The sequence below is a fragment of the Citrobacter sp. wls711 genome (genome assembly GCF_005281055.1).
In the GTDB taxonomy this organism is placed as follows: Bacteria; Pseudomonadota; Gammaproteobacteria; order Enterobacterales; family Enterobacteriaceae; genus Citrobacter; species Citrobacter gillenii.
In genome coordinates, this window is sequence record NZ_SZXC01000073.1 from 18,675 (window position 1) to 44,269 (window position 25,595).

A 25,595-nucleotide genomic window follows, 5' to 3' on the forward strand; every position below is an offset into this window, starting at 1 on the left:
GGTGATTTGTATGGAACTGTACCTGGATACCGCCAACGTGGCGGAAGTTGAACGTCTGGCACGCATCTTCCCGATTGCTGGCGTCACTACCAACCCGAGCATCGTGGCAGCAAGTAACGAGTCCATCTGGGAGGTGCTGCCGCGTCTGCAAAAGGCAATAGGCAAAGACGGCATTCTGTTCGCGCAGACCATGAGCCGTGATGCGCAGGGGATGGTGGAAGAAGCTAAGCGCCTGAGCCTCGCCGTACCAGGTATCGTCGTTAAAATCCCGGTCACCGCCGAAGGTCTGGCGGCCATCAAGCAGCTGAAAAAAGAAGGTATTACCACCTTAGGCACCGCCGTGTACAGCGCAGCGCAAGGACTGCTGGCCGCGCTGGCGGGAGCAAAATATGTCGCCCCTTATGTGAACCGTGTTGACGCCCAGGGCGGAGACGGTATCCGCACGGTACAGGAACTGCAAACATTGCTGGAGCTGCATGCGCCAAACAGCATGGTGCTGGCAGCCAGCTTTAAAACGCCACGCCAGGCGCTGGATTGCTTACTGGCAGGGTGTGAAGCAATCACCCTGCCATTAGATGTAGCGCAACAAATGCTCAATACCCCTGCGGTAGAGTCTGCAATAGAGAAGTTTGAGCAGGACTGGAACAACGCATTTGGTCGGATCACTCTTTAAGGAGATAACGTATGGATCGCATTATTCAATCACCGGGTAAATACATCCAGGGTGCCGATGTTATTACTCGTCTTGGCAGCTACCTCAAACCGCTGGCGGAACGCTGGCTGGTTGTTGGAGACAAATTTGTCTTAGGCTTTGCCCAACCCACCCTGGAAAAAAGCTTCCAGGATGCCGGTCTGGCGCTGGAAATCGCCCCGTTTGGCGGCGAATGTTCACAACACGAAATCGATCGCCTGCGCGGCGTCGCGGAACAAGCGCAGTGTGGCGCGGTACTCGGTATTGGTGGCGGTAAAACGCTGGATACCGCCAAAGCACTGGCCCACTTTATGGGCGTGCCGGTTGCCATTGCACCGACCATTGCCTCAACCGATGCCCCCTGCAGCGCGCTGTCGGTAATTTACACCGATGCAGGTGAATTCGATCGCTATCTGCTGCTACCGAACAACCCGGACCGGGTCATTGTGGATACCAAAATTGTCGCGGGGGCACCGGCTCGTTTACTTGCCGCCGGCATTGGCGATGCGCTGGCAACCTGGTTTGAAGCCCGCGCCTGTTCACGCAGCGGCGCCACCACCATGGCCGGTGGTCAGTGTACTCAGGCGGCACTGGCGCTAGCCGAGCTGTGCTACAACACGCTGATCGAAGAAGGCGAAAAAGCGATGCTGGCCGCCGAGCAGCACGTGGTGACCCCAGCACTGGAGCGCGTGATTGAAGCCAACACCTACCTGAGCGGCGTCGGTTTTGAAAGCGGTGGGCTGGCCGCAGCACATGCTATTCACAACGGCCTGACGGCCATCCCGGATGCACATCACTATTATCACGGTGAAAAAGTGGCATTCGGTACGTTAACGCAGTTAGTACTGGAAAATGCGCCGGTAGAAGAAATTGAAACCGTGGCGGCACTGTGCCACTCCGTTGGTCTGCCAATCACCCTTGCCCAACTGGATATCAAGCAGGATATTCCGGCCAAAATGCGCATCGTGGCCGAAGCAGCCTGTGCCGAAGGCGAAACCATTCACAACATGCCTGGCGGTGCCACGCCGGATCAGGTTTACGCCGCGCTGCTGGTGGCAGATCAGTACGGTCAGCGATTCCTGCAAGAGTGGGAATAAGCGACCAATAAAAATCCCCGCGATTGCGGGGATTTTTTATATGCCTGGCCGGGGAAGCGTGAACACCCTCCGGCCTTTTTCTTTACTGCAGGTCGAAACGGTCCAGATTCATTACTTTCACCCATGCCGCGACAAAGTCTTTCACAAACTTCTCGTGGGCATCGCTGCAGGCATACACTTCAGCCACAGCACGCAGGACCGAGTTAGAGCCAAACACCAGGTCAGCGCGGGTTGCCGTGTACTTCACTTCGCCGCTCAGACGGTCGCGACCTTCAAACAGCTCCTGTGACGCATCAACCGCCTTCCATTCGTGACGCATATCCAGCAGATTGACAAAGAAGTCAGTGCTGAGTACGCCAGGACGATCGGTAAAGACGCCATGCTGGCTGCCATCGAAGTTCGTTCCCAGCACGCGCATACCGCCCACCAGCACGGTCATTTCCGGCGGGGTTAACGTCAGTTGCTGCGCTTTATCGATCAACAGCGACTCGGTGGTCGAAACCTCAGGACGGGAACGATAATTGCGGAAACCATCGGCAATCGGCTTGAGCAGTTCAAACATCTCAATATCGGTCTGATCCTGACGCGCATCCACACGACCCGGCGCAAAAGGTACATTGATGCTGACACCCGCCGCGCTTGCCGCCTGCTCTACACCTACAACACCGGCCAACACGATGATATCGGCCAACGAGGCGGTATGCGCGGATTTATAAATACCTTCCAGCACTGGCAGAACACGGGCTGCCGTCGCATTCACATCCCAGCCGCGCTGCGGATTCAGCGCCAGGCGCGCCCCGTTAGCCCCGCCGCGTTTATCACCCCCGCGGAACGTTGACGCAGAAGCCCATGCCACCGACACCAACTCGCCCACGGAAAGCCCGGAAGCCGCAATCGTCGCCTTCAGGTTTAGGATATCTTCTTCGCTTGGGTTGAAGAACGCGTGCGGCAGCGGATCCTGCCAAATCAGATCTTCCTGCGGGACTTCTGGTCCAATGTAACGTGATTTTGGCCCCATATCCCTGTGCGTCAGCTTAAACCACGCGCGAGCAAAGGCTTCGTTAAACGCCTGCGGATCGTTGAGGAAACGACGGGAGATCTTCTCGAATTCCGGATCAAAACGCAGCGTCAGATCGGTAACCAGCATCGTCGGCTTACGTTTTTTCGACGGATCAAACGGATCCGGAATAATTTCAGGAGCATCGACCGCTTCAAACTGGATAGCACCGGCCGGGCTGCGGGTCTGTACCCATTCGTATTTGAACAGGTTCTCGAAGAAATAGTTGCTCCACTGGGTCGGCGTTTGCGTCCAGACCACTTCCAGACCGGAGGTGATGTTGTCTGCGCCCACACCGCTACCGTAGCTGCTGGCCCAACCTAAGCCCTGGGCCTCAATCGGTGCCGATTCTGGATCGGGGCCGACGTGCGATGCAGGACCTGCACCGTGGGTTTTACCCAACGTATGACCACCGCCAATCAGCGCCACGGTTTCTTCGTCATTCATCCCCATATTGCCGAAGGTGGCACGAATCGCTGCTGCCGCGGAAAGCGGTTCACCGCTGTGATCCGGCCCTTCCGGGTTCACGTAGATAAGTCCCATCTCAGTCGCACCCAGCGGGGCTTTCGCCAGCTCTTCCGGATGGCGGTGCGTCAACCAGGCTTTTTCGTCACCCCAGTTCACATCAAGATCCGGTTCCCATACGTCTTCACGACCGGCACCAAAGCCAAAGGTACGGAAGCCGGAGTTTTCCAGCGCCACGTTACCCGCGAGGATAAACAGGTCGGCCCAGGAAATTTTCTGACCATACTTTTGCTTAACAGGCCACAACAAACGACGGGCTTTATCCAGGCTCACGTTGTCCGGCCAGGAGTTCAGTGGTGCAAAACGCTGCTGTCCGCGACCTGCGCCACCGCGTCCATCAATGGAGCGATAGGTCCCTGCGCCGTGCCATGCCATACGGATAAACAAACCGGCATACGTGCCCCAGTCAGCGGGCCACCACGGTTGAGATTCGGACAGGAGGGCTCTGAGATCCCCTTTCAGGGCAGAATAGTCGAGTTTGCTAAATTCTTTGCGGTAATTGAAATCTTCACCCAATGGGTTCGAACGGTTGGAGTGTTGGTTCAAAAGGTCTACGCGGAGTTGATTCGGCCACCAGTCGCGGTTATTTCTTCCTGCTCCCGCGCTGGGATCGTGACCGCCTTGATGGAAAGGACACTTACCGGCAGTTGATGCGTTTTGGCTATCGTCGGACATGCTCATCTATATGCTCCCTTTACAGTGTTCTAGCTACGATATACACCACCAGAGATAAGATATAGTCGAAAAAACCCACAGATTCGATAGCTAAATCCTTTTATATTTTTAGTTACAGAGATGTAGATCAAAATGATCAACAAAAAGCCCTCCGTAGAGGGCTGATGTTACAATTAAGCAGGCCTGACGCCCAGCGTATGGCATATCGCGTAGCTCATCTCGGCGCGATTGAGCGTATAGAAATGGAAATCTTTCACCCCTTCACGGCTTAAAATCTTCACCATGTCCATGGCAATGTTAGCGCCCACCAGCTTGCGGGTTTCCGCATCATCATCCAGACCGTCAAACATCGTCGACATCCAGGAAGGGATGCGCACGTTGGTCATGTCAGCGAATTTTTTCGCCTGCTTAAAATTAGAGACCGGCAGGATACCCGGGATAATTTCCACATCGATACCTGCGGTTACGCAGCGGTCACGAAAACGCAGATAACTTTCCACGTCGAAGAAGAACTGGGTGATCGCGCGATTCGCTCCGGCGTCGACCTTACGCTTCAGGTTGAGCAGATCGGCCTGGGCGCTTTTCGCTTCCGGGTGGACTTCCGGATAGGCCGCAACAGAGATATCAAAGTCTGCCACTTCTTTGAGTAACCCAACCAGATCGGCGGCGTACATATCCGGTTTGCCACTGCCTGGCGGCAGGTCGCCGCGCAGGGCCACAATATGACGAATCCCGTTGTTCCAGTAATCCTGAGCGATAATTCGCAGCTCGTCGCGAGTAGCATCAATACAGGTCAGATGCGGGGCCGCTTCAAGACCGGTGCGATCCTTAATCCCCTTAATGATGCTGTGCGTGCGGTCACGCTCACCGGAGTTTGCGCCGTAGGTTACGGAGACAAACTTAGGCTTCAGACTGCTCAGGCGATCGATTGAGTTCCACAGTGTTTGCTCCATTTCACTGGTGCGCGGCGGGAAAAACTCAAACGAAACGTTAATCTGACCCTGGACTTCAGCCAGGCTCTGATTCAGGGCTTCCCGCTGGTTGGCGTGAAAAAAGCTCATACCTTACCTCATCAATCTTTTGTCGTTATATGTTGTGTTGTGAACTGCTATACGTTTAGACGTCTAGATGTAAAAATGACGGAAAAGCGCCGTAACGTCAACATAAAAATCATCGTGAAAGGTGAGGAATACTCAGTGAAGATGAAAATAATTCACTTTAGCGTGCAGAAAGGAAGGACGCCGAGAGTAATGAAGGAAGCCATTGCAGGCGAGATTCTTGTTCAGGCGATAATACCAACCCGGCAGTAATACACAATTCCGTGCCGTATAGAGGACGAAAAACCACGCCCTGCCGCTGGATAGCGGAAAATGACGAAGGAAACAGGCTCACACCCTCGCCACGGGCAATACGTGCCAGCAAAACGTCATGTTCCAGTGGTTCTTCTATGCAGGCAGGTGAGTAACCTGCACGACGAAAAATAACCCGCGTGTAGTCGAAGAAGGCCGGGTTACGCTCACGCTTAAACCAGAATAGAGGGCGCTCGCTGAGCGTGGTTAGCGTCAGCGAATCTGCTTCTGCTTCCGACCAGTGAGCAGGTAAGGCAGCAATCAACGGTTCCTGCCAGGCGAGCGGGATCACGGTGAGTCCAGTAGCCTCCAGCGGCAGCGCCACAATAGCCGCGTCCAGTTTTCCACGCCGCACCTGGCGCACTAACTCCGGCGAGCCATGACGCACAATATTCAACGCCTCAACGCGCGTCGCGAGCTGAGTTTCCAGCGAGGCAAAAATACCCTGCTCAAACGCGGTGGTCAGCCCAACGCGCAGCGACCGTGCGCCGGTTTTCCCAAGCGAGCCCAATTCTGCATAGGTTTTATCCTGCTGTGCCAGCAGCGGACGGATAATTTCCAGCACGCGTAGCCCTTCATCCGTGAGCGTCAGCCCTTTGGTATGGCGGATAAAAAGCACTACCCCCAACCGGTCTTCAAGCTGGCGAATATGGCGGCTGAGCGGCGGCTGCGACATAAACAAGCGCTGCGCTGCACGGCTCATGTTGTTCTCTTGTGCCACCACCGCAAAGTAGCGCAGCAGGCGAATATCCAAGGAGTGAAGCGGGGAAGTGCTCATACCGAAAAGGTATCACGGAACGGGTATTATCCAAATCATTCTGCGCCCCTTATTCTCTCGTCATACCACAAACCAACAAGGGAAGTATCATGCATTCAGAACGCTATATTACCGGACAGAACATGTTGCAACAGGTTGATGGTAAAGGCGGAGATGCCGTCGTTGAGAGCCTGAAAGAGATTGCGCCGGACTTCGCCCGCTACCTGATCGAGTTTCCTTTTGGCGATATCTACTCACGTCCAGGGCTGGATTTACGCAGCCGGGAAATAGCCACCGTCGCCGCGCTCACGGCGCTGGGAAATGCCGCACCGCAGTTGAAAGTGCACATTGCCGCCGCACTGCACGTCGGGTTAACGCAGGAGGAGATTACTGAAGTGATTATGCAAATGGCAGTATATGCGGGCTTTCCCGCTGCGCTGAACGGACTGTTCGCCGCAAAAGAGGTGTTTTCCTCGCACAAAGGTTAAAATAACAGGCCAGCGGATACTCTGCTGGCCTGAACTCGTTACGGTTTCACATCCTCCACACGCATGCCTTTCAGTTGTTCATCCGTCAGGGTATTACCCGCTTTGAAGTAATCAACAACCGCATTAGAAACATAATAGCCGCCGGAGGTATTACGCGCTTTACCTTCGGTAAATGCGCTAAAACCATCGCCACCATCTGCCAGGAAGCTGTTGGTCGCAATATGGTAAACCGTAGCATCCTCAATCGGCTTGCCGTTTAACGTTAGTACTGTGACCCGCTGACCGACCGGTTTGCTGCTGTCGTATTTCATCTCCAGCCCTTTGGATACCTGCAACACGCCGTTGCTTAAACTCGCGCCGTGCTCCATCAAGCTACGCAACTGCTTACCAGTAAGCTCCATCGTTGCCAGTTCATTCGGAAACGGGAAGGTGCTAATGACCGCACCCATGGTAATGGCGCCCGCCGGGATTTCATTGCGAATACCGCCTGAGTTAGTTAGCGCTAACTGGGTATCTTTACCTGCCGCCGCCAGCAGCGCATCCGCCGCCAGATTTCCCAGCGAAGAAGATTCACCGTAAGCGCGGGTGAGCTCAACCGAAGCATTGGCGACCGTTTGTTGTACAACTTTATCGAGCTTTTTATTCCAGCCGTCAATCACTTGTTTCGTCTGCGGGTCGGGCTGCCATTCATCGGCAAAAATGGTCTTTAGCTCGAAGTTCTTCACGGTAAATTGATGCGGTTTCTGCTGGTAATCCAGCACCAGTTTACCAACATCAATACCGCCGCTGTCGGTAGATAAAATCAGGGTGTTACCTACTTTAATCGGCTCCGGCGTGCCCACATGCGCATGGCCGGTAATCAGGATATCCAGCCCATGCACCTGACCCGCGGTCTGGATGTCTTTATCCAACGCACGGCGCACATCGGTACTCCCCTGGCTGGACTGACGCGCAGGCGTGCCTTCATGGATCAGTGCTACGGTCAGATCCACTTTGCCTTTCAGTTCATCGATATAGCGTTGCAGCCACTTCACTTCATCGCGCGCTTCAATGCCAACGCGCGTCGAAGCAGAAACCGTATCATCAAAAGCAAACACGCCGTGCAGACCAATAACGCCAATCTTCACGCCCTCTTTTTCGATGATGGTATACGGCTTATCCCAAAAGGCCTTGCTGCTGTTCTGATAGAAAATATTGCCCTGAACAATCGGGAATTTTGCCTGGCTGAGTTGCAGCAGCGTGTTGTCCCAGCCATGATCGAACTCATGATTGCCCATCGTAACGGCATCAAAGTCCATGGTGTTCATAATGTCGACAATGGCTTTACCCTTGGTCATACTGCTGATGTAAGGCCCCGTAAAGTAATCACCCGCATCAAAAAACCAGGTCGCTTTATTGCTGGCCTTTTCCTGTTTAACCATCGTCGTGATATTCGCCCAACCGCCAATATCACGTGCGCCATTGGCAATCCACGGCACCTTATAAGGTTCAACGTGGGCATGGAGATCGTTGGTGTAGATGATCGTGACATCTTTCGCCGACGCCCATAATGGCAGTGATACCAGCACACCAACAGCAAGCATTTTTAACTTCATAACCAATCCCTTTCAGTCATATAAAGATTCGCTACGTTACGTTCTGAAAGGTTTTTTTATGTGAGAAAACTCACATCTACTGGTGATAGTTGCAGGTCAAAATCAACGACCATTAAAAATCGTTGGTAATAAGATGTCTTCTTTGTTCACCATCAATTGCTGCAAGTCATTTGGCTGCCGCAATCTGGGGCTGGCAAGCTCAGCAGATTACGATCGGCCAGATTATCGGCTGGGGTATGCCGCGCTGCACTGCCGGGCATGCGGGAGTTATCCGCCGCTGTTTAACGAGGAACAGTTCCGACTCTGGCTGTCGGCCTATTTAGCGGATTCTGCAACCAAGAGCGGTCATTTTTGCCCAAGTTGTTACCAACGGGACCCAATCCGCTATGGCCGAAATCCTCAGGGCAGTCAGCGCGTTCAGTGTCGGGCATGTAAAAAGGTCTGGACGCCCAAACGACAGCCGCTCACACTTTTTGAGCCGCCAGAACAAATCGCCACGGTTCCCTTGATCGTGCCTTTTCAAGGCGCCAGCGCCGACCAGAAACTTTATATATTGCTCAGCTTTGATGCTATTCGTGGCAATATCCTGCATGTTTCCAGCAATTTTACCCCCTATCCCATTGGTGACACATTACGTTACCGCTGGCGCGGCATCGGTGAGGCAACTGCAACGCATGACGATATTGTTGAGAGAGTAAGCCAACGAGAAAGTCAGTTTTTACGCCGCAGCCAATTTGATGAAATCCAGTACGGCAGCGCCGAGCTCAAACGGAACGCCAGCGGCGCGATTCTCCGCCCTGTCATTACCGCGCACGGCCATTTTCGGGTACTGAGCCATCTCTGGCCGGAGGTAAAAACGCACATTATCGCCCACGAATGCTTCCTGCGCGGCGCGGCGATTACCGCATGGGCGGAACAGTTTCGCGAGCACCACGCCTCGCTGTGGTTTATTGATGAAGAAATCAATGACAATACGTGTCCATTACCCTGGCGGCTGCGGGGTAAAACGTATCAGGGATGGTGGCGAAATCAGTGGCAGATTTGTCAACAAGGCAACAATCGAAAAATGGCGTGTCTGTTAACAGAGAGTCAGATCGGAAAAGGGGCGTCAATAACTCTGGCCGCGAGCCATCATTTCATCGCCTGGTTGCGGCAGCAAACGGCGCTTCAGCAAAGCGCGTGTTACTCTGCCCATTCTGTTTTTCAGGCGATAAGGGCGCTGACGGAGAAATATAACATCCTGATCACCCAGCGCGATTTGCCCGGTAGCGCAGCCGCTTACCGGGCCTACGGTTCGTGTCATAGGTAGGCCGGATAAGCGTAAGCGCCATCCGGCAACGCAAACTACAGCAACTGCGCCAGGCGGTTGATATCAGACTGAATCGCCCCGGCGGTCACATCGCGACCCGCCCCCGGCCCACGGATCACCAGCGGGTTATCGCGGTACCAGCGGCTTTCGATGGCGAACACGTTATCGCACGGCAGCAGCGCCGCCAGCGGGTGTTCAGGACGGACCGCTTCCACCCCCACACGCGCTTTGCCGTTGGCATCGAAACGTGCCACATAGCGCAGTACCAGCCCCATTTCACGGGCGGCCTCCAGCCGCTGAACCATCTGCTCATTCAGCTCATCGCCATTTTCAAAGAAATGGTCAATAGAGCCTTCTTCACAGTGCGCAGGTACCAGTGACTCCACGCGAACCTGGTCCGGCTCGATGTCGTAACCCGCCTCACGCGCCAGGATCACCAGCTTGCGCATCACATCTTTACCTGAAAGGTCAACGCGCGGGTCCGGCTCAGTCAGCCCCTGCTGCCACGCTTGATCCACCAGATCGGTAAACGGAACAGAACCGTCAAATTGCAGGAACAGCCACGACAGCGTGCCGGAGAAGATCCCGCTGATCGACAAAATGGTGTCTCCGCTGTCAATCAGATCCCGTACGGTATGATTGATCGGCAATCCGGCACCGACAGTGGCGTTATACAGCCAGTGACGACCGGTTTTCTCAAAGGCGTCGTGGATTTGGCGATACTTATTACTCGTGCTTGCGCCAGCCAGTTTATTGGCGCTAATCACGTGAAAACCGTGGCTGGCGAAATCCAGATACTGATCCGCCAGTTGTTCACTGGCGGTGACGTCCAGCACGACTAAATCGTCATACGGGTGCGCGCGCATCCACAGGAACAAGGATTCTTCATCCTGCTCTACCGCTTCATCATCAAAGAAGGCTAACGCGCGGCTGGCGTCCAGTCCTTCGTAATTCAGCAGGCTACGGCGGCTATCCACCACACCTGCCAGCACGAACTCAAAACCGGTACGCGCAGACAGCGTGCTCTGCTCACGGGCAAACAGCTCCAGCCAACGAGAACCGATATTCCCCTTGCCAAACAGCACCAGGCCGATGCGTTTTTCAGCGCGGAAAATTGACTGGTGCAGACCCTGGATCAGGCTTTCGGTCGGGCCAGTACGCAGCACGGCAACCAGGCTGATACCCTCTTCTGACTGCCAGGTAAACTCAACCGGCTGGCCCTTCAGTTGTTGCCAGAAACGGTGGCAGTGCAGCGGGTTACGCGTCACCCCAGCACCCACCATTGCCACCAACGCCAGGCCTTGACGCAAACGCAGCTCGCCCGGCAGGCCTGCTTCATCAAGAATTTTCAGCGCGCCGTCAGCGACTTCAGAGGTGTAGCAAAATTGCAGCAGTTGGCGATCAGGATGCACACCCACCGCCAGCGGACGCACCTGTGCACGTTTTAAAATCTGGTCGATATATTTGTAAGCCAGCTTAAAGTCCTGACCTGTGGGCACCTGGAACTCAATCAGGCAAACGTCGTCATGGCTGGTGACAATACGCGCCCCGGTACCGGAAGCCAGCACGCGTTCAATGCGCGTCGATCCTTGCTCCGGCGTATAGCTACAGCGCAACTGGAGATCAATATCGCTGCCGGAAACCGGCTGTAAGGTACGGGCATGGAGAACCGGTGCCGCCAGACGCGCCAGTTCGCTGGCTTCATCAAGGCGCAGCAACGGCAGCAGACACGCATCTTTTACTTTGCGCGGATCCGCGCTGTACACCCCGGCGACATCGCTCCAGATAGTCACGCGGGAAACACCCGCCAGTGCGCCAACCTGGGTCGCGGAGTAGTCAGAACCGTTACGCCCCAACAGCACCGTTTCGCCCGCATTGCTGCGGCTGATAAATCCGGTCACCACCAGGCGTTTCCCCGGATGCTGCGCCAACAGCTGTTGCAGTAAGGGATACGAAAGGCCTTCATCCACCTGCGGTTGAGCGCCGCGTTCCGCGCGCAAAAACTCGCGCGCATCCAGCCAGGCAGATTCCAGACCCTGCTGGTTCAGTACGGCAGACATCAGACGCGCTGACCACACTTCACCATGCCCGACTACTTCAGCGTAAACCGTATCGTTGACGCCGCCGTCGAGTAAACCGGCCAGTCGCTCCAGATCGTGAATAAACTCGCCAATCAGCCCATCGGCCACGTCTGGTGGTAACAGACCGCTAATAAGCTCGCTCTGATAGCGGCGTAACGCCTGCTGAACCTGATGCGCAGAAAGGCGATCGGTCTGGCTTAACTTCAGCCAGCTAATCAACTGGTTAGTGGTACTGCCCGCCGCGGAAACAACCATCATGTCGTCAGGCTGCGAGTACTCAGCCATAATGCCTGCGACACGTAAATAACATTTCACGTCAGCCAGACTACTACCACCAAATTTGTGCAGTTGACGACCCTTCGCCCCTGCCTGCGCAATCACACTCATGTTTACCCCTTGTTTGCAGCCCGGAAGCCATTTTCCAGGTCGGCAATTAAATCTTCGCCATCTTCAATACCGGTGGAGATACGCAGCAGCGTCTCAGAAATGCCGGCAGCAGCACGTGCTTCTGGTGCCATCCCCGCGTGGGTCATGGTCGCGGCATGGGAGATCAGGCTTTCGACGCCCCCCAGTGATTCTGCCAGCGTAAACAATGATAACCCGCCAAGGAAGTCGCGCAGCGTTTGCTCATCACCATCCAGTTCAAAACTCAACATCGCGCCAAAGCCTTTTTGCTGACGCGCGGCAATTTCATGCCCCTGATTATCCGGCAGTGACGGGTGATACAGTTTTTTCACCAGCGGCTGGGTTTGCAAATAGTCGACAATCGCCTGGGCGTTGCGTTGTGCCACCTCCATACGAGGTGACAGCGTACGCAGGCCACGCAACAGCAGATAACTATCAAATGCGCCGCCGGTGACGCCAATATTATTCGCCCACCATGCCAGCTCAGTGACCAGTTCTGGATCTTTTGCAATCACCACGCCAGCCACGACATCTGAGTGACCATTTAAATATTTCGTGCATGAATGCAACACCAGATCGGCGCCCAATGCCAGTGGATTTTGCAGTGCCGGGCTTAAAAACGTGTTATCAACGACGCTTACCGCGCCAGCCTCACGCGCCAACTGGCAGATTTTCGCAATATCGACCACGCGTAACAGCGGATTACTTGGGCTTTCTACCAGCACCAACGTCGGTTTCTCCGCCAACGCGGCCTTCAGCGCGGCTTCATTGCCTTGATCGACAAACAGCACGCGATAACACCCACGCTTCGCCAGACTGTCAAACAGGCGATAGCTGCCGCCGTAACAGTCGTGCGGCGCCACCAGCAGGTCGCCCGGCTTCAGGAACACCGTAGTCACCAGATGAATTGCCGACATGCCGGTACTGGTCAGCACCGCGCCCGCACCGCCTTCCAGCTCCGCCAGCGCACGCTGGACAACATCACGCGTCGGGTTACCGCGACGTGAATAGTCATGGGCCCGAGGCTCGTTGAATCCGGTAAAATTATAGGTGCTTGAAAGGTGAATCGGCGGGACAACGCAACCGTACTGCTCGTCGTCATTTAATCCGCTACGCACTGCGATGGTGGCCTGTTTACGCGTCATATTGAGGAGTTCCTGGCTGAGCCGGTGAATAGTCAGACCCCAGAGTAATCATTGTTACAATAGCCGTCAATACATCTGGACATCTAAACTTCTTTGCGTATAGATTGAGCAAATTCGAAATAGCCGTTAAAATTATATGCATTAGCGTACATCTGCGTCGGCTAACTTCGTGTCAGGGCCGCGCCACTACGATAAACTACGCACAGTTATGGTCCGGGCTCAGGTTCTGGCCTCAAATTTAATGACAAAGAGGATTAAGTATCTCATGGCTGAATGGAGCGGCGAATATATCAGCCCATACGCTGAGCACGGTAAGAAGAGTGAGCAAGTCAAAAAGATTACGGTTTCCATTCCTCTGAAGGTGTTAAAGATCCTTACCGATGAACGCACGCGTCGTCAGGTGAACAACCTGCGCCACGCCACCAACAGCGAGCTGCTGTGTGAAGCGTTTCTGCATGCCTTTACCGGACAACCGTTACCCAACGATGACGATCTGCGCAAAGAGCGCAGTGATGAAATCCCGGAAGAAGCCAAGGTAATCATGCGTGAACTGGGGATCAACCCGGAGACGTGGGAGTACTAACTAGTTAAAACGGCGGCTGACGTTGCAAAAGATGAGAAGACGCGGGACTGCTCCCGCCTCTTCTCGTCCTGTTCAACCTAGCGAATAACGTTACTTACTAATACCATTGAGTTTATTCAATGTTTCTTCCATTTTGAGCGTTTCTTTACGGTTCAACGGATAGAAATAAATCAGCACGACCGCCGCCAAAAACAGGCATAAAGCCGGCAAGAGATTCGCCATCGTATAAATATTTTCCTGCACAATGCTGGTTTGCACCGCACCGCCGGTTGATGACGATTGATAACCAATGATCGCCAGCATAAAGCCGCCAATGGCCCCTGCGCACGCCTGACCCACCTTGCGGGCAAAGAAGTTCACGCCATAAACGGTACCATCTTCACGATCGCCGGTGACATACTGGTGGTAGTCGCAAACATCGGTCATGAATGCCCAAATCATCAGGTTGAATAACCCCGCCCCCAGCGTCGCCAGGAACAGAAAAACCAAATAGACTTTCGCGTCGGTGATATGGGTGAAGTACATGATCACATACATGACCACCGAAAAGAGCAGCGCGCCTACGCTGGCTTCTTTCTTACCAAATCGCTTCGTGAGCCAGGATGCCGAGGGTGCCAGCAAAATCAAGGAACCAAAGGTAAACAGTAACGCGACAGACATCGCCTCTTTATTGTGGAAATAGTCATTAAACAGGTAGGTCATATTGGTACCGGAAAGCCCCTGATTAATCACGATCAGCAGATCCACAAAAACTAAAACAATCAATGCTTTATTGCGTATCAACCCCTTCAGAAGCACCGACACGGGCATGCTATCTTTTCTTTCCACCCGCACGCGTTCCGTCGTTAAATGGCAGGTCAGCGTTAAAAAGATAAAGCCCAGTATTGCGCAACCAATGGCGATCCAGAAGAAGTGCTGCCCGGAAATCACCTGGCTTCCGTCCACCAGAGTGGTGTACATCAGGATAGGAATAAAAAAGCCGGTTGCCCCGCCGCCGATTGCGGACCCAACGCTGCGCCAGGTTGAAAGCGATACGCGATCTTCCGGGTTAGAGCTAATCGCCGCAGACATGGCACCATAAGGAATACTCACAGTCGATAGCAGTGAGCCGTAAAGGAAATAGGAGACGCAGATGTAGATAATTTTCGCCGTATAAGAAAAGTCTTGTACAAACGGCAGAAACAGGACGACCGCAATGATACAGAATGGATACTTCATGCGGCGTACCCAAGGGTTAAAACGCCCGTACGCCGTCAGTTTAGACGTATCACATAAGCGCCCTACGCCAACATCGACAAACGCATCAAAGAGTTTGGTCACAAAATAAAGTGAGCCAACAATAACACCAGAAACACCGAGTACGTTGGTGTAATAAATCATTAAAAAGCTATTCACTAACCCAAGAATAAAACAGGTTCCCAGGTCACCACATAAATAACCAATTTTATCTCTGAATCCGAAAGGTCTGACGGCAATACTGCTATTGCTTCTAATCATAGTTCCATCATTGGACATGATGTCAACTCCTTAGATACACTATTCACGCAAATTATGCTTATATCCCGATACTCAGCGTAATAAACCGATGAGAAGAGTATTAGCGATCAGAAGTTATAACCGAGACCAACACGATAACGGGTCTGACGATCGTCTGTCGTTGTTGTGTTATAACCTGATGAAACATTACCGATTTCAACAAAAGGAACCCAGGAACCTATGTTATAAGCAACCCGGAAGTTATACTCATAATCTTCGCTTTTGTTGTTATATAAATCTTCACTATCGGCAATTTTATAAATGCCGTTCAGTTCAAACATCCAGTTATTGATGTTATAACCAACCCAGGCTTCAGGGCGATAAACCATACGGTCATCTTTACCCTCCGTGTTTCTACGCATGTACTCTTGACGATAGCGGAACGCGGTCCACCAGTTGTCATTGATGTTATACTGCACGCGAATATAAGGCTTATAAATCGTGATGTTATCGCCGGTCTCGATTGCAATACCCGGCTGCCAGGTAAGCCCCTGCGAAGTAAATTGATAGCTTGCTGTATACTCGTTGCCGTTACTTTCCATATTGTTCCACGCATCATTCGATTGCGAGTCATCGGAACGTGAGATAGCTTCGACTGCCACACCAAAACCGGTAGCAAAACGGTGAGACATATAAACACGGTCATAGTTACGGCCATCGTCATAATATTCATGGCGGTAATCAACATAACCTGCGTGTGCAGCTGCAGAGAATAATGGAATAAGTAATAATGCGGAGTTTAATTTCATAAACGTCCCTTCCCATAAACAATTAAGGAATGAATCCATATGACCTCCCTAAAAAGGATAATCAAATTGGATCTATGAATAATTTTAGATTTCCCAAAAATTGTATTTAAGCTGGAGGGACAAAACCTTTTAAATTTTGCCAAAAACTCAAATCAGTGGCAAAGACGTAAAGATAAAAACGATAAAGATCACCAATAGAAACATTTTACCGATAAAATAAAAACACCGTTTTATTTATGCGTTGGTTTTACATTCACCGCAAGCATACATATTTCAGCACTGATTCACAGGTACAAAAAAAGCGCCTTACGGCGCTTTTTTCCGACAGCAAAAAACTTATTTGCTGGTACCCGGTACGCTGAAACGCTTGTTGAAGCGGTCAACACGGCCACCGGTTGCAACATCACGCTGTTTGCCAGTATAGAACGGGTGGCATTTACCGCACACGTCGAGGTTCAGATCGTGACCAACGGTAGAGCGGATTTTCATGACGTTACCGCAAGAGCAGTTTGCAGTAATTTCTTCGTATTTCGGATGAATATCTTTTTTCATGGGGAGAACCTCAGTTAAGGCCGCGTCGCTCTTCCAGCCCTAACGCCAGACACCACGCGATGTTAATTATTCCCCGTCACCTTTCACACTGCTGATGCGTTGCCTGCGTTCACTCACTCTGGTCACATAGTTCACTATGCTCCCAGAGATTCGCTCGCTTGCCGCCTTCCAGCTGCGCGAAACTCTCGGGTAATGGTCAGTATTTGACGCAATCAATTTGCATCAAAGGCGGCGAATCATACAGAAATTAGCCTGCTCATGCAAACTGATCCGCATTCCGCTCCTCACTAATGTGTATACTAACCCGCCAGAATTCAAGTCAGGATGATTCAATGCCCGTTGCTCACGTTGCCTTACCCGTCCCGCTACCCCGCACCTTTGACTACCTCTTACCGGAAGGTATGAGCGCCAAAGCCGGGTGTCGCGTGCGTGTACCCTTTGGCAAACAGCAAGAACGCATTGGTATTGTCCTGTCAGTTAGCGAGAACAGCGAACTGCCGCGGAGCGAATTAAAAGCGGTCATTGAGGTGCTGGACAGCGAACCGGTCTATTCGACCTCCGTCTGGCGCTTGCTGCTGTGGGCCGCAGATTATTACCATCATCCCATTGGTGACGTGCTGTTTCACGCCCTGCCGATGCTACTGCGCCAGGGGCGTCCCGCCACCAACACGCCAATGTGGTACTGGTTTGCCACCGAAGAAGGCCATGCCACTGACCTGAACAACCTGAAACGCTCACCGAAGCAGCAGCAGGCGCTGGCAGCACTGCGACAGGGAAAAATCTGGCGTGACCAGGTGACTGACCTCGAATTTAACGACGCCGCATTACAGGCGCTACGTAAAAAAGGCCTGTGCGACCTGGCGAGCGAAACGCCTGGATTCAGTGACTGGCGCACGCACTACGCCGTCTCTGGCGAGCGTTTAAGACTAAATACCGAACAAGCCACCGCCGTTGGAGCTATTCACAGCGCATCGGACAGCTTTAGCGCCTGGCTACTCGCCGGCGTCACAGGTTCTGGCAAAACGGAAGTCTATTTAAGCGTACTGGAAAATGTCCTCGCTCAGGGCAAGCAGGCGCTGGTAATGGTGCCGGAAATAGGCCTGACGCCGCAAACCATCGCCCGCTTTCGTGAACGCTTCAATGCTCCGGTCGAAGTCCTGCACTCTGGTTTAAATGACAGCGAACGTCTTTCTGCATGGCTGAAAGCAAAAAACGGTGAAGCAGCAATTGTCATCGGTACCCGCTCATCGCTGTTCACCCCGTTTAAAAACCTCGGCGTAATTGTCATCGACGAAGAACATGACAGCTCCTATAAACAGCAGGAAGGCTGGCGCTATCACGCCCGCGACCTGGCGGTTTACCGTGCGCACAGCGAGCAGATCCCGATTATCCTCGGCTCAGCCACACCGGCGCTGGAAACGCTGTGCAACGTACGACAAAAAAAATATCGCATGTTGCGCCTGACGCGTCGCGCCGGAAATGCCCGTCCCGCGACGCAGCACGTGCTGGATCTGAAAGGTCAGCAGGTACAGGCCGGACTGGCCCCGGCGCTGATCGCCCGCATGCGTCAGCATCTGCAGGCTGATAACCAGGTTATCTTGTTTCTTAATCGCCGGGGTTTTGCCCCTGCGTTGTTGTGCCACGACTGCGGCTGGATTGCTGAATGTCCACGCTGCGATCACTACTACACGCTGCATCAGGCGCAGCATCATCTGCGCTGCCACCACTGCGACAGCCAGCGCCCGATACCGCGTCAGTGCCCCTCCTGCGGCTCTACGCATATGGTACCGGTTGGACTCGGCACCGAGCAGCTCGAACAGGCCTTAGCGCCGTTCTTTCCCGGCGTGCCGATTTCACGTATCGATCGCGATACCACCAGCCGTAAAGGGGCGCTTGAGCAGCATCTGGCGGAGGTCCATCGCGGCGGAGCACGCATTCTTATCGGGACGCAAATGCTGGCGAAAGGCCACCACTTCCCGGACGTCACGCTGGTGGCGCTGCTGGATGTGGATGGGGCATTATTCTCTGCTGACTTTCGCTCTGCAGAGCGCTTTGCCCAGCTCTATACCCAGGTATCCGGGCGCGCAGGACGTGCCGGGAAACAGGGCGAAGTGGTATTGCAGACGCATCACCCTGAACATCCGTTGCTGCAAACCTTATTGCATAAAGGCTATGACGCCTTTGCCGAGCAGGCACTGGCCGAGCGACAAACGTTGCAGCTTCCGCCGTGGACCAGCCACGTCATCGTGCGGGCAGAAGATCACAACAACCAGCAGGCACCGCTGTTTTTACAACAGTTACGTAATCTGATTCAGGCCAGCCCGCTGGCCGACGATAAGCTGTGGGTATTGGGCCCGGTTCCCGCGCTGGCGCCCAAACGTGGCGGTCGCTATCGCTGGCAAATTTTGTTGCAACATCCGTCACGAATTCGACTGCAGCATATCGTCAGCGGCACGCTGGCGTTGATCAATACCCTGCCCGAAGCACGCAAGGTCAAATGGGTGCTGGATGTCGATCCCATTGAGGGATAAGCCCTCATGATGCGAGGCGGATCGTAAAATTAAATATCCATCACACTTTTTATGAAAATTCTGTAACTGCTTCGATTCACTATCTGATAAAAATGTTTCAGATGAAGGTTACCCAGGGACAGAGCTGCTCCAGCAGCGCCCTGGCGAGGAGAAAGAGTGAAACCGAACAAGCAGGTCACTGCCGCAACGATGAAAGATGTTGCCCTGAAGGCGAAGGTCTCCACGGCAACCGTTTCCCGTGCATTGATGAATCCAGACAAAGTCTCTCAGTCAACCCGTAACAAGGTTGAGCAGGCCGCTCTGGAAGTAGGATATTTACCGCAGTCAATGGGCCGCAACGTTAAGCGTAATGAATCACGTACCATCCTGGTCATCGTCCCGGATATATGCGATCCCTTTTTCAGCGAAGTCATTCGCGGCATTGAAGTCACCGCCGCCGAGCAGGGTTATCTGGTGCTGATCGGCGATTGCGCGCATCAGAACCAGCAGGAAAAGACCTTTCTTAACCTCATTATTACCAAGCAAATTGACGGCATGGTGCTGCTCAGCTCACGCCTGCCATTTGATGCCAGCGTAGAAGAACAGCGCAATTTACCGCCGATGGTGATGTCCAATGAGTTCGCGCCTGAGCTGGAACTGCCCACCGTTCACATTGATAACCTCACCGCCGCCTTTAACGCGATGAACTATCTGCTGGAGTTGGGGCACAAACGCATCGGCTGTATCGCCGGACCAGAAGATATGCCACTGTGCCACTATCGCCTGCAAGGTTACGTTCAGGCGTTACGTCGCAGTGGGATTACCGTCGATCCGCATTTTATTGCGCGCGGCGATTTTACCTACGAAGCGGGGGCTAACGCGCTAAAACAACTGCTTGAACAGCCTCAACCACCGACAGCCGTCTTTTGCCACAGCGACGTCATGGCGCTGGGCGCACTTTCCTACGCCAAACGCCAGGGACTGAAAGTGCCTGACGACCTGTCGATTATTGGCTTTGATAACATTTCACTGACGGAATATTGTGATCCACCGCTGACAACCGTCGCACAGCCGCGTTTCGATATCGGACGTGAGGCTATGCTGTTACTGCTCGATCAACTCCAGGGGCAAAATGTCAGCAGCGGGTCACGTTTACTGGACTGTGAACTCATTATTCGGGGCACCACCCGGGCACTGACGTAAAGTAAAGTGCTTTCGGACTCCCCTGTCTGGTCAAAGGCCCGCCGCTTAAGTAACATGGCGGGCTGACGAACGAATAAATACAGCGAAACGATAGTGGCACAACGAGATTATGTACGTCGCGGCCAACCGGCACCTTCGCGGCGCAAAAAGAGCACCTCACGGAATAAGCAACGCAATACGCCTGCGGTTTCACCCGCGATGGTCGCTATTGCAGCAGCCGTACTCGTGACCTTTATCGGTGGTCTGTACTTCATTACGCATCACAAGAAAGAAGAGTCCGAGACGCTGCAAAACCAGAAAGTTACCGGCAATGGCATTCCGCCGAAGCCGGAGGAACGCTGGCGATACATCAAAGAACTTGAAAGCCGTCAACCAGGCGTGCGTGCACCAACCGAACCCTCTGCGGGCGGTGAAGTGCTGAATGCCGATCAGCTGACCAATGAGCAGCGCCAGTTGCTGGCGCAAATGCAGGCTGATATGCGTCAGCAGCCTACTCAGCTCAACGAAGTTCCGTGGAATGAGCAAACGCCTGCGCAGCGCCAGCAAACGCTGCAGCGTCAGCGTCAGGTGCAGCAACAGCAATGGAGCAACGCGCAGCAGCAGGCTCAGCAGCCACGCCCTCGGGCAACGGAGCAGCCTCAGCAGCAGCAAACGCGTACCGCACAAGCCGCGCCGGTGCAGCAGCCTCGTCAAACGCAGCCCAAACCGGCGGCCCAACAGCCATACCAGGATCTGCTGCAGACGCCTGCACATACCCCCGCCGCTCAGCCGAAGACGCAGCCAGCAGCACCGATTACCGAAGTGCCGAAGCAGACTGCTGAGAAAAAAGATGAGCGCCGCTGGATGGTGCAGTGTGGGTCGTTTAAAGGGGCTGAACAGGCAGAAACCGTGCGTGCACAGCTGGCTTTTGAGGGCTTTAACTCCCGTATTACCACCAACAACGGCTGGAATCGCGTCGTTATTGGCCCACTCAAAGGCAAAGAAAACGCTGACAACACCATCAGCCGTTTGAAAGTAGCGGGTCACTCAAACTGCATTCGACTGTCTGCCGGGGGTTGAAACCCCCAAAATCCCCCCCATCTATACTTGCATTACGCCCCGTACATCTGCGCGGGGCCTGAATTCCGTATTTGTAACCAAGGGGTCTGCTCGTGACAACAATAGTAAGCGTACGCCGTAACGGCCATGTGGTAATCGCCGGTGATGGTCAGGCCACACTGGGTAACACCGTAATGAAAGGCAACGTGAAAAAAGTCCGCCGTCTGTACAACGACAAAGTCATCGCGGGCTTTGCGGGCGGCACTGCGGATGCATTCACGCTGTTTGAACTGTTTGAACGCAAACTTGAAATGCATCAGGGTCACCTGGTGAAAGCTGCCGTTGAGCTGGCGAAGGACTGGCGTACCGACCGTATGCTGCGCAAACTCGAAGCGCTGCTGGCTGTTGCCGATGAGACTGCATCACTCATCATTACCGGTAATGGCGATGTCATTCAGCCAGAAAACGATCTGATTGCCATCGGCTCCGGCGGTCCCTACGCCCAGGCTGCGGCACGTGCTCTGCTTGAAAACACCGAGCTTGGCGCCCGCGAGATTGCTGAGAAAGCGTTGGATATTGCAGGGGATATCTGCATTTATACCAACCACTTCCATACCATCGAAGAATTGAACTCCAAAGCGTAAGGATCCCCCATGTCTGAAATGACCCCACGCGAAATTGTCAGCGAACTGAACAAACACATCATCGGCCAGGATAACGCCAAGCGTTCCGTGGCGATTGCTCTGCGTAACCGCTGGCGCCGCATGCAGCTCGACGAAGAGCTGCGCCATGAAGTTACGCCAAAAAACATTCTGATGATTGGCCCAACCGGCGTCGGTAAAACCGAAATCGCCCGTCGTCTGGCAAAACTAGCCAACGCACCGTTCATCAAAGTTGAAGCCACGAAATTCACCGAAGTCGGCTATGTGGGTAAGGAAGTTGACTCCATCATCCGCGATCTGACCGATGCTGCCATTAAAATGGTCCGCGTCCAGGCGATCGAGAAAAACCGCTTCCGCGCCGAAGAAATGGCGGAAGAACGTATTCTCGACGTACTGATCCCACCAGCTAAAAATAACTGGGGACAGTCTGAACAGCCTCAGGAACCTTCCGCTGCACGTCAGGCATTCCGTAAAAAACTGCGTGAAGGCCAACTGGACGACAAAGAGATTGAAATTGATCTCGCCGCTGCGCCGATGGGCGTAGAAATTATGGCACCTCCTGGCATGGAAGAGATGACCAGCCAGCTGCAGTCCATGTTCCAGAACCTGGGCGGCCAGAAACAAAAACCGCGTAAGCTGAAAATCAAAGAAGCCATGAAGCTGTTGATTGAAGAAGAAGCGGCGAAGCTGGTAAACCCGGAAGAACTGAAGCAAGACGCTATCGACGCCGTTGAGCAGCACGGTATCGTGTTTATCGACGAAATCGACAAAATCTGTAAGCGCGGTGAATCCTCCGGTCCGGACGTGTCCCGTGAAGGCGTGCAGCGCGACCTGCTGCCACTGGTCGAAGGCTGCACCGTCTCGACCAAGCACGGCATGGTGAAAACAGATCACATTCTGTTTATCGCTTCCGGCGCGTTCCAGGTGGCGAAACCGTCCGACCTGATCCCGGAACTGCAGGGTCGTCTGCCGATTCGTGTAGAATTGCAGGCACTGACCACCAGCGATTTCGAGCGTATCCTGACTGAGCCTAACGCCTCCATCACCGTCCAGTACAAAGCGCTGATGGCAACTGAAGGCGTTAATATTGAGTTCACGGAAGATGGCATTAAGCGCATCGCTCAGGCCGCCTGGCAGGTCAACGAAACCACCGAGAACATCGGTGCCCGTCGTCTGCACACCGTGCTTGAGCGTCTGATGGAAGATATTTCCTATGATGCGAGCGATTTAAACGGCCAAAGCATCACAATTGATGCCGAATATGTGAGCAAACATCTGGATGCGCTGGTCGCAGATGAAGATCTGAGCCGTTTTATCCTATAATCGCGTTCAATGCATTTTCATCACTGTTGATGGGGCTGATAAAGCCCCATTTTTATTGGCGCTAAATATGACTGAACAACAACAAATTAGCCGCTCACAAGCCTGGCTGGAAAGTTTACGACCTAAGACCTTACCGCTCGCCTTCGCGGCGATCATCGTCGGTACGGCATTAGCATGGTGGCAAGGGTATTTCGATCCGCTGGTGGCTTTGCTGGCATTGATAACGGCGGGGCTGCTGCAAATCCTGTCCAATCTCGCAAACGACTATGGCGATGCTGTCAAAGGCAGCGACAAACCTGACCGCATTGGACCGCTGCGTGGCATGCAAAAAGGGGTGATCACCCAACAGCAGATGAAGCGCGCATTAATGGTCACCGTGGCCTTAATTTGCCTGTCCGGCCTGGCACTGGTGGCGGTGGCCTGTCACACGATGGCTGATTTTGTCGGCTTCCTGGTGCTCGGTGGCCTGTCGATTATCGCGGCTATCACCTATACCGTCGGTAATCGCCCCTATGGCTACATCGGCCTCGGTGATATTTCCGTGCTGGTTTTCTTCGGCTGGCTGAGCGTGATGGGCAGTTGGTATCTGCAGGCCCATACGCTGATCCCCGCGCTGATCCTGCCCGCCACCGCCTGCGGTCTGCTGGCTACCGCCGTGCTCAACGTCAATAACCTGCGCGATATCAACAGCGACAGGGAGAACGGTAAAAACACCCTGGTGGTGCGTCTGGGCGCCGTGAATGCACGTCGTTACCATGCCTGCCTGCTGATGGGGACGCTGGTTTGCCTGGCGCTGTTTAATCTGTTTTCGCTGCAAAGTCTGTGGGGATGGCTGTTCATCCTAGCCGCTCCGCTGCTGATTAAGCAGGCGCGCTACGTAATGCGTGAAAGGGATCCGGCAGCAATGCGTCCGATGCTGGAACGCACCGTAAAAGCGGCACTGTTAACTAACCTGCTGTTTGTGGTTGGGATTTTCCTAAGCCAATGGTCTGTTTAACTGACAAATATCAATTAACAGTTTCAATTTTTAGAATCGCATAACGCCTCGCAACCCTTACAAATAGAGGGTCGCGAGGTTTTTCCATGTTTTTTATATTTTCCGGGGATACCTAGGGGATACCAACGAACGGTAAACACCGTGACCTATAAGTACTAAAATCTGCGTTTCCCAGCTTACTTAACCGATCACAGGGTCTGAAGCCCAACTGTACGATCTCGTACGGTTGCTCCCCAAACCAGGGGGCTTAACGCTAGAAGCGGCGTAGCCGCAGTTTGTGACAATTTCGGATATTTCCCGCATTTTTTAACAGGAAAAAATTTACTTTAAGGCGTATTAAGGTGTTTTTACCAATGGATGATGCCTCCAATGATAAGGGAAATGAACGATATAGACCGGGGCGGGTTACGGCTGTTAACGCTTGGTGAGATTAACTTGGCCCGTACCCTCTACGCTTTCACCATCCGCTATAACGAAGTCTGGATCCACCGCAGCAGCTATCTACCTTTCAACCTCCAAAAGAACAACTACGCCATGACGCCCAACGGCGAATTGTACTTTCAGGAAGGTACTTATGAGCCTGACTTTTCACAGCCGCATGTTAATAACGATCGCGTTGGTGGACAGCATCTTTTTTTACATGAAATGATGCACGTCTGGCAGCATCAGCGCGGGATGATGGTAAGGATGCGGGGCCTGTTCTCTTGGGCAGTTGATTACTATTACACGTTGGATAAGGCCATACTCTTGGATTACGGCTTAGAGCAGCAGGCTGCAATGGTGGTTGATTATTGGCTGCTTAAAACGTATGGATTCGGCAACCGCTCTGATTTGTATCGCCTCAAGGATTACGATCCATCTGAGCCTGTCCTTAGCCTCATATCCCGCTATGAGAAAGTGTTAGGGAGGTTCCCGCATTGAAACACTACTTTCTCATTCCTGCCTTTTTTGCGCTGGCTGGGTGTGGCGCTGGCGATAGCGTTCCCCCATGGCGTAGTTTCCCCATTATAAATAATTCACTTTGCTTCTCTGTTAATAAATCGGACGTTCTGAGCCGATACGGCGTTTATTCTGAGCAGGGGAATGAATACAAGACATTGGCGGAAAATTCGCATGTAGCTCTCTCCTATCCTGAAACGTGCTTAAAAATACCGATAACGCCGGGCTATATCTATGCGGCTTCATACACGTTGAACGGAAAGAATTACCGTTACAACTTTTTCATCGACAGAAACGGGCAAATATTAAGCACAAAATAAGGAGATCTA

The 25,595-nt window shown here is 53.2% G+C and carries 22 protein-coding genes; 13 read left to right on the forward strand and 9 right to left on the reverse strand.

Annotated features, from left to right (window positions below):
• Nucleotides 1-10 precede the first annotated feature (10 nt).
• Nucleotides 11-673, forward strand: a complete 663-nt coding sequence (gene fsa / locus FDW98_RS20885) for a fructose-6-phosphate aldolase (protein ID WP_096758799.1) — start codon at nt 11-13, stop codon at nt 671-673.
• Nucleotides 674-684: 11 nt separating this feature from the next.
• Nucleotides 685-1,788 (forward strand): bifunctional L-1,2-propanediol dehydrogenase/glycerol dehydrogenase, encoded by a 1,104-nt coding sequence (gene gldA, locus FDW98_RS20890; RefSeq protein ID WP_096758800.1) that lies wholly within the window; start codon nt 685-687, stop codon nt 1,786-1,788.
• Nucleotides 1,789-1,870: 82 nt separating this feature from the next.
• Here the strand turns inward: gldA and katG are convergent, their stop codons facing one another.
• From katG to FDW98_RS20905, 3 genes are all read right to left on the reverse strand, one after another.
• Complete coding sequence (gene katG, locus FDW98_RS20895; protein ID WP_096758801.1) at nt 1,871-4,051, reverse strand: catalase/peroxidase HPI; 2,181 nt, start codon at nt 4,049-4,051, stop codon at nt 1,871-1,873.
• A gap of 167 nt (nt 4,052-4,218) precedes the next feature.
• Nucleotides 4,219-5,106 carry a methylenetetrahydrofolate reductase gene (gene metF / locus FDW98_RS20900; RefSeq protein WP_096758802.1) on the reverse strand — a complete coding sequence of 296 codons (888 nt, stop codon included), beginning with the start codon at nt 5,104-5,106 and terminating at the stop codon, nt 4,219-4,221.
• 157 nt (nt 5,107-5,263) lie between these two features.
• A complete protein-coding gene (locus FDW98_RS20905; RefSeq protein WP_096758803.1) occupies nt 5,264-6,172 on the reverse strand; it encodes a LysR family transcriptional regulator in 909 nt (302 codons plus the stop codon).
• An 89-nt stretch (nt 6,173-6,261) separates the two neighbouring features.
• On the opposite strand from FDW98_RS20905, the gene FDW98_RS20910 reads away from it, so the two are divergent.
• Nucleotides 6,262-6,639 (forward strand): carboxymuconolactone decarboxylase family protein, encoded by a 378-nt coding sequence (locus FDW98_RS20910; RefSeq protein WP_096758804.1) that lies wholly within the window; start codon nt 6,262-6,264, stop codon nt 6,637-6,639.
• 38 nt (nt 6,640-6,677) lie between these two features.
• Here FDW98_RS20910 and FDW98_RS20915 read toward each other — a convergent pair whose 3' ends face one another.
• Nucleotides 6,678-8,234, reverse strand: a complete 1,557-nt coding sequence (locus FDW98_RS20915; protein ID WP_096758805.1) for a bifunctional UDP-sugar hydrolase/5'-nucleotidase — start codon at nt 8,232-8,234, stop codon at nt 6,678-6,680.
• Nucleotides 8,235-8,367: 133 nt separating this feature from the next.
• Here FDW98_RS20915 and FDW98_RS20920 point away from each other — a divergent pair, with 133 nt between their 5' ends.
• A complete protein-coding gene (locus FDW98_RS20920) occupies nt 8,368-9,543 on the forward strand; it encodes a cytoplasmic protein (protein WP_096758806.1) in 1,176 nt (391 codons plus the stop codon).
• Nucleotides 9,544-9,578: 35 nt separating this feature from the next.
• Here the strand turns inward: FDW98_RS20920 and metL are convergent, their stop codons facing one another.
• Together metL and metB are read right to left on the reverse strand one after the other, a co-directional pair.
• Complete coding sequence (gene metL, locus FDW98_RS20925; RefSeq protein WP_096758807.1) at nt 9,579-12,011, reverse strand: bifunctional aspartate kinase/homoserine dehydrogenase II; 2,433 nt, start codon at nt 12,009-12,011, stop codon at nt 9,579-9,581.
• A gap of 2 nt (nt 12,012-12,013) precedes the next feature.
• Complete coding sequence (gene metB / locus FDW98_RS20930) at nt 12,014-13,174, reverse strand: cystathionine gamma-synthase (RefSeq protein ID WP_096758808.1); 1,161 nt, start codon at nt 13,172-13,174, stop codon at nt 12,014-12,016.
• A 265-nt stretch (nt 13,175-13,439) separates the two neighbouring features.
• Between metB and metJ the strand changes: the two genes are divergently transcribed.
• Nucleotides 13,440-13,757, forward strand: coding sequence for a met regulon transcriptional regulator MetJ (metJ, locus tag FDW98_RS20935; protein WP_003825168.1), 318 nt, complete (start codon nt 13,440-13,442; stop codon nt 13,755-13,757).
• A gap of 90 nt (nt 13,758-13,847) precedes the next feature.
• On the opposite strand, the gene FDW98_RS20940 is transcribed toward metJ, so the two are convergent.
• The 3 genes from FDW98_RS20940 to rpmE form a co-directional block, all read right to left on the reverse strand.
• Nucleotides 13,848-15,272: an MFS transporter gene (locus tag FDW98_RS20940; protein WP_096758809.1), complete on the reverse strand. Its 1,425-nt coding sequence runs from the start codon at nt 15,270-15,272 to the stop codon at nt 13,848-13,850.
• A gap of 89 nt (nt 15,273-15,361) precedes the next feature.
• Nucleotides 15,362-16,042 carry an oligogalacturonate-specific porin KdgM family protein gene (locus tag FDW98_RS20945; RefSeq protein ID WP_096758810.1) on the reverse strand — a complete coding sequence of 227 codons (681 nt, stop codon included), beginning with the start codon at nt 16,040-16,042 and terminating at the stop codon, nt 15,362-15,364.
• A 336-nt stretch (nt 16,043-16,378) separates the two neighbouring features.
• A complete protein-coding gene (gene rpmE, locus FDW98_RS20950; protein WP_096758811.1) occupies nt 16,379-16,594 on the reverse strand; it encodes a 50S ribosomal protein L31 in 216 nt (71 codons plus the stop codon).
• A 332-nt stretch (nt 16,595-16,926) separates the two neighbouring features.
• Here rpmE and priA point away from each other — a divergent pair, with 332 nt between their 5' ends.
• From priA to FDW98_RS23860, 8 genes are all read left to right on the forward strand, one after another.
• Nucleotides 16,927-19,125: a primosomal protein N' gene (priA, locus tag FDW98_RS20955; protein ID WP_096758812.1), complete on the forward strand. Its 2,199-nt coding sequence runs from the start codon at nt 16,927-16,929 to the stop codon at nt 19,123-19,125.
• Nucleotides 19,126-19,281: 156 nt separating this feature from the next.
• A complete protein-coding gene (gene cytR, locus FDW98_RS20960; RefSeq protein WP_096758813.1) occupies nt 19,282-20,307 on the forward strand; it encodes a DNA-binding transcriptional regulator CytR in 1,026 nt (341 codons plus the stop codon).
• A 93-nt stretch (nt 20,308-20,400) separates the two neighbouring features.
• Nucleotides 20,401-21,366, forward strand: coding sequence for a cell division protein FtsN (gene ftsN / locus FDW98_RS20965; protein WP_137398951.1), 966 nt, complete (start codon nt 20,401-20,403; stop codon nt 21,364-21,366).
• 92 nt (nt 21,367-21,458) lie between these two features.
• Nucleotides 21,459-21,989, forward strand: a complete 531-nt coding sequence (gene hslV, locus FDW98_RS20970; RefSeq protein ID WP_003028805.1) for an ATP-dependent protease subunit HslV — start codon at nt 21,459-21,461, stop codon at nt 21,987-21,989.
• Between the two features lie 9 nt (nt 21,990-21,998).
• Complete coding sequence (gene hslU, locus FDW98_RS20975) at nt 21,999-23,330, forward strand: HslU--HslV peptidase ATPase subunit (RefSeq protein ID WP_096758815.1); 1,332 nt, start codon at nt 21,999-22,001, stop codon at nt 23,328-23,330.
• 67 nt (nt 23,331-23,397) lie between these two features.
• The gene (gene menA, locus FDW98_RS20980; RefSeq protein ID WP_096758816.1) at nt 23,398-24,327 is read left to right on the forward strand and encodes a 1,4-dihydroxy-2-naphthoate polyprenyltransferase; all 930 of its coding nucleotides are present in this window, start codon (nt 23,398-23,400) and stop codon (nt 24,325-24,327) included.
• A 369-nt stretch (nt 24,328-24,696) separates the two neighbouring features.
• Nucleotides 24,697-25,248, forward strand: coding sequence for a type IV secretion protein Rhs (locus FDW98_RS20985; RefSeq protein ID WP_096758817.1), 552 nt, complete (start codon nt 24,697-24,699; stop codon nt 25,246-25,248).
• Nucleotides 25,245-25,586 carry a putative T6SS immunity periplasmic lipoprotein gene (locus FDW98_RS23860; RefSeq protein ID WP_220137863.1) on the forward strand — a complete coding sequence of 114 codons (342 nt, stop codon included), beginning with the start codon at nt 25,245-25,247 and terminating at the stop codon, nt 25,584-25,586. Before FDW98_RS20985 ends, FDW98_RS23860 begins: the two co-directional genes overlap by 4 nt.
• Nucleotides 25,587-25,595: the final 9 nt, after the last annotated feature.

Excerpts from the sequence above, each read along its gene's own strand:
- fsa (WP_096758799.1), top strand. The coding sequence starts at position 11 with ATGGAACTGTACCTGGATACCGCCAACGTGGCGGAAGTTGAACGTCTG.
- gldA (WP_096758800.1), top strand. The coding sequence starts at position 685 with ATGGATCGCATTATTCAATCACCGGGTAAATACATCCAGGGTGCCGAT.
- katG (WP_096758801.1), bottom strand. The coding sequence starts at position 4,051 with ATGAGCATGTCCGACGATAGCCAAAACGCATCAACTGCCGGTAAGTGT.
- metF (WP_096758802.1), bottom strand. The coding sequence starts at position 5,106 with ATGAGCTTTTTTCACGCCAACCAGCGGGAAGCCCTGAATCAGAGCCTG.
- FDW98_RS20905 (WP_096758803.1), bottom strand. The coding sequence starts at position 6,172 with ATGAGCACTTCCCCGCTTCACTCCTTGGATATTCGCCTGCTGCGCTAC.
- FDW98_RS20910 (WP_096758804.1), top strand. The coding sequence starts at position 6,262 with ATGCATTCAGAACGCTATATTACCGGACAGAACATGTTGCAACAGGTT.
- FDW98_RS20915 (WP_096758805.1), bottom strand. The coding sequence starts at position 8,234 with ATGAAGTTAAAAATGCTTGCTGTTGGTGTGCTGGTATCACTGCCATTA.
- FDW98_RS20920 (WP_096758806.1), top strand. The coding sequence starts at position 8,368 with ATGTCTTCTTTGTTCACCATCAATTGCTGCAAGTCATTTGGCTGCCGC.
- metL (WP_096758807.1), bottom strand. The coding sequence starts at position 12,011 with ATGAGTGTGATTGCGCAGGCAGGGGCGAAGGGTCGTCAACTGCACAAA.
- metB (WP_096758808.1), bottom strand. The coding sequence starts at position 13,174 with ATGACGCGTAAACAGGCCACCATCGCAGTGCGTAGCGGATTAAATGAC.
- metJ (WP_003825168.1), top strand. The coding sequence starts at position 13,440 with ATGGCTGAATGGAGCGGCGAATATATCAGCCCATACGCTGAGCACGGT.
- FDW98_RS20940 (WP_096758809.1), bottom strand. The coding sequence starts at position 15,272 with ATGTCCAATGATGGAACTATGATTAGAAGCAATAGCAGTATTGCCGTC.
- FDW98_RS20945 (WP_096758810.1), bottom strand. The coding sequence starts at position 16,042 with ATGAAATTAAACTCCGCATTATTACTTATTCCATTATTCTCTGCAGCT.
- rpmE (WP_096758811.1), bottom strand. The coding sequence starts at position 16,594 with ATGAAAAAAGATATTCATCCGAAATACGAAGAAATTACTGCAAACTGC.
- priA (WP_096758812.1), top strand. The coding sequence starts at position 16,927 with ATGCCCGTTGCTCACGTTGCCTTACCCGTCCCGCTACCCCGCACCTTT.
- hslU (WP_096758815.1), top strand. The coding sequence starts at position 21,999 with ATGTCTGAAATGACCCCACGCGAAATTGTCAGCGAACTGAACAAACAC.
- menA (WP_096758816.1), top strand. The coding sequence starts at position 23,398 with ATGACTGAACAACAACAAATTAGCCGCTCACAAGCCTGGCTGGAAAGT.
- FDW98_RS20985 (WP_096758817.1), top strand. The coding sequence starts at position 24,697 with ATGATAAGGGAAATGAACGATATAGACCGGGGCGGGTTACGGCTGTTA.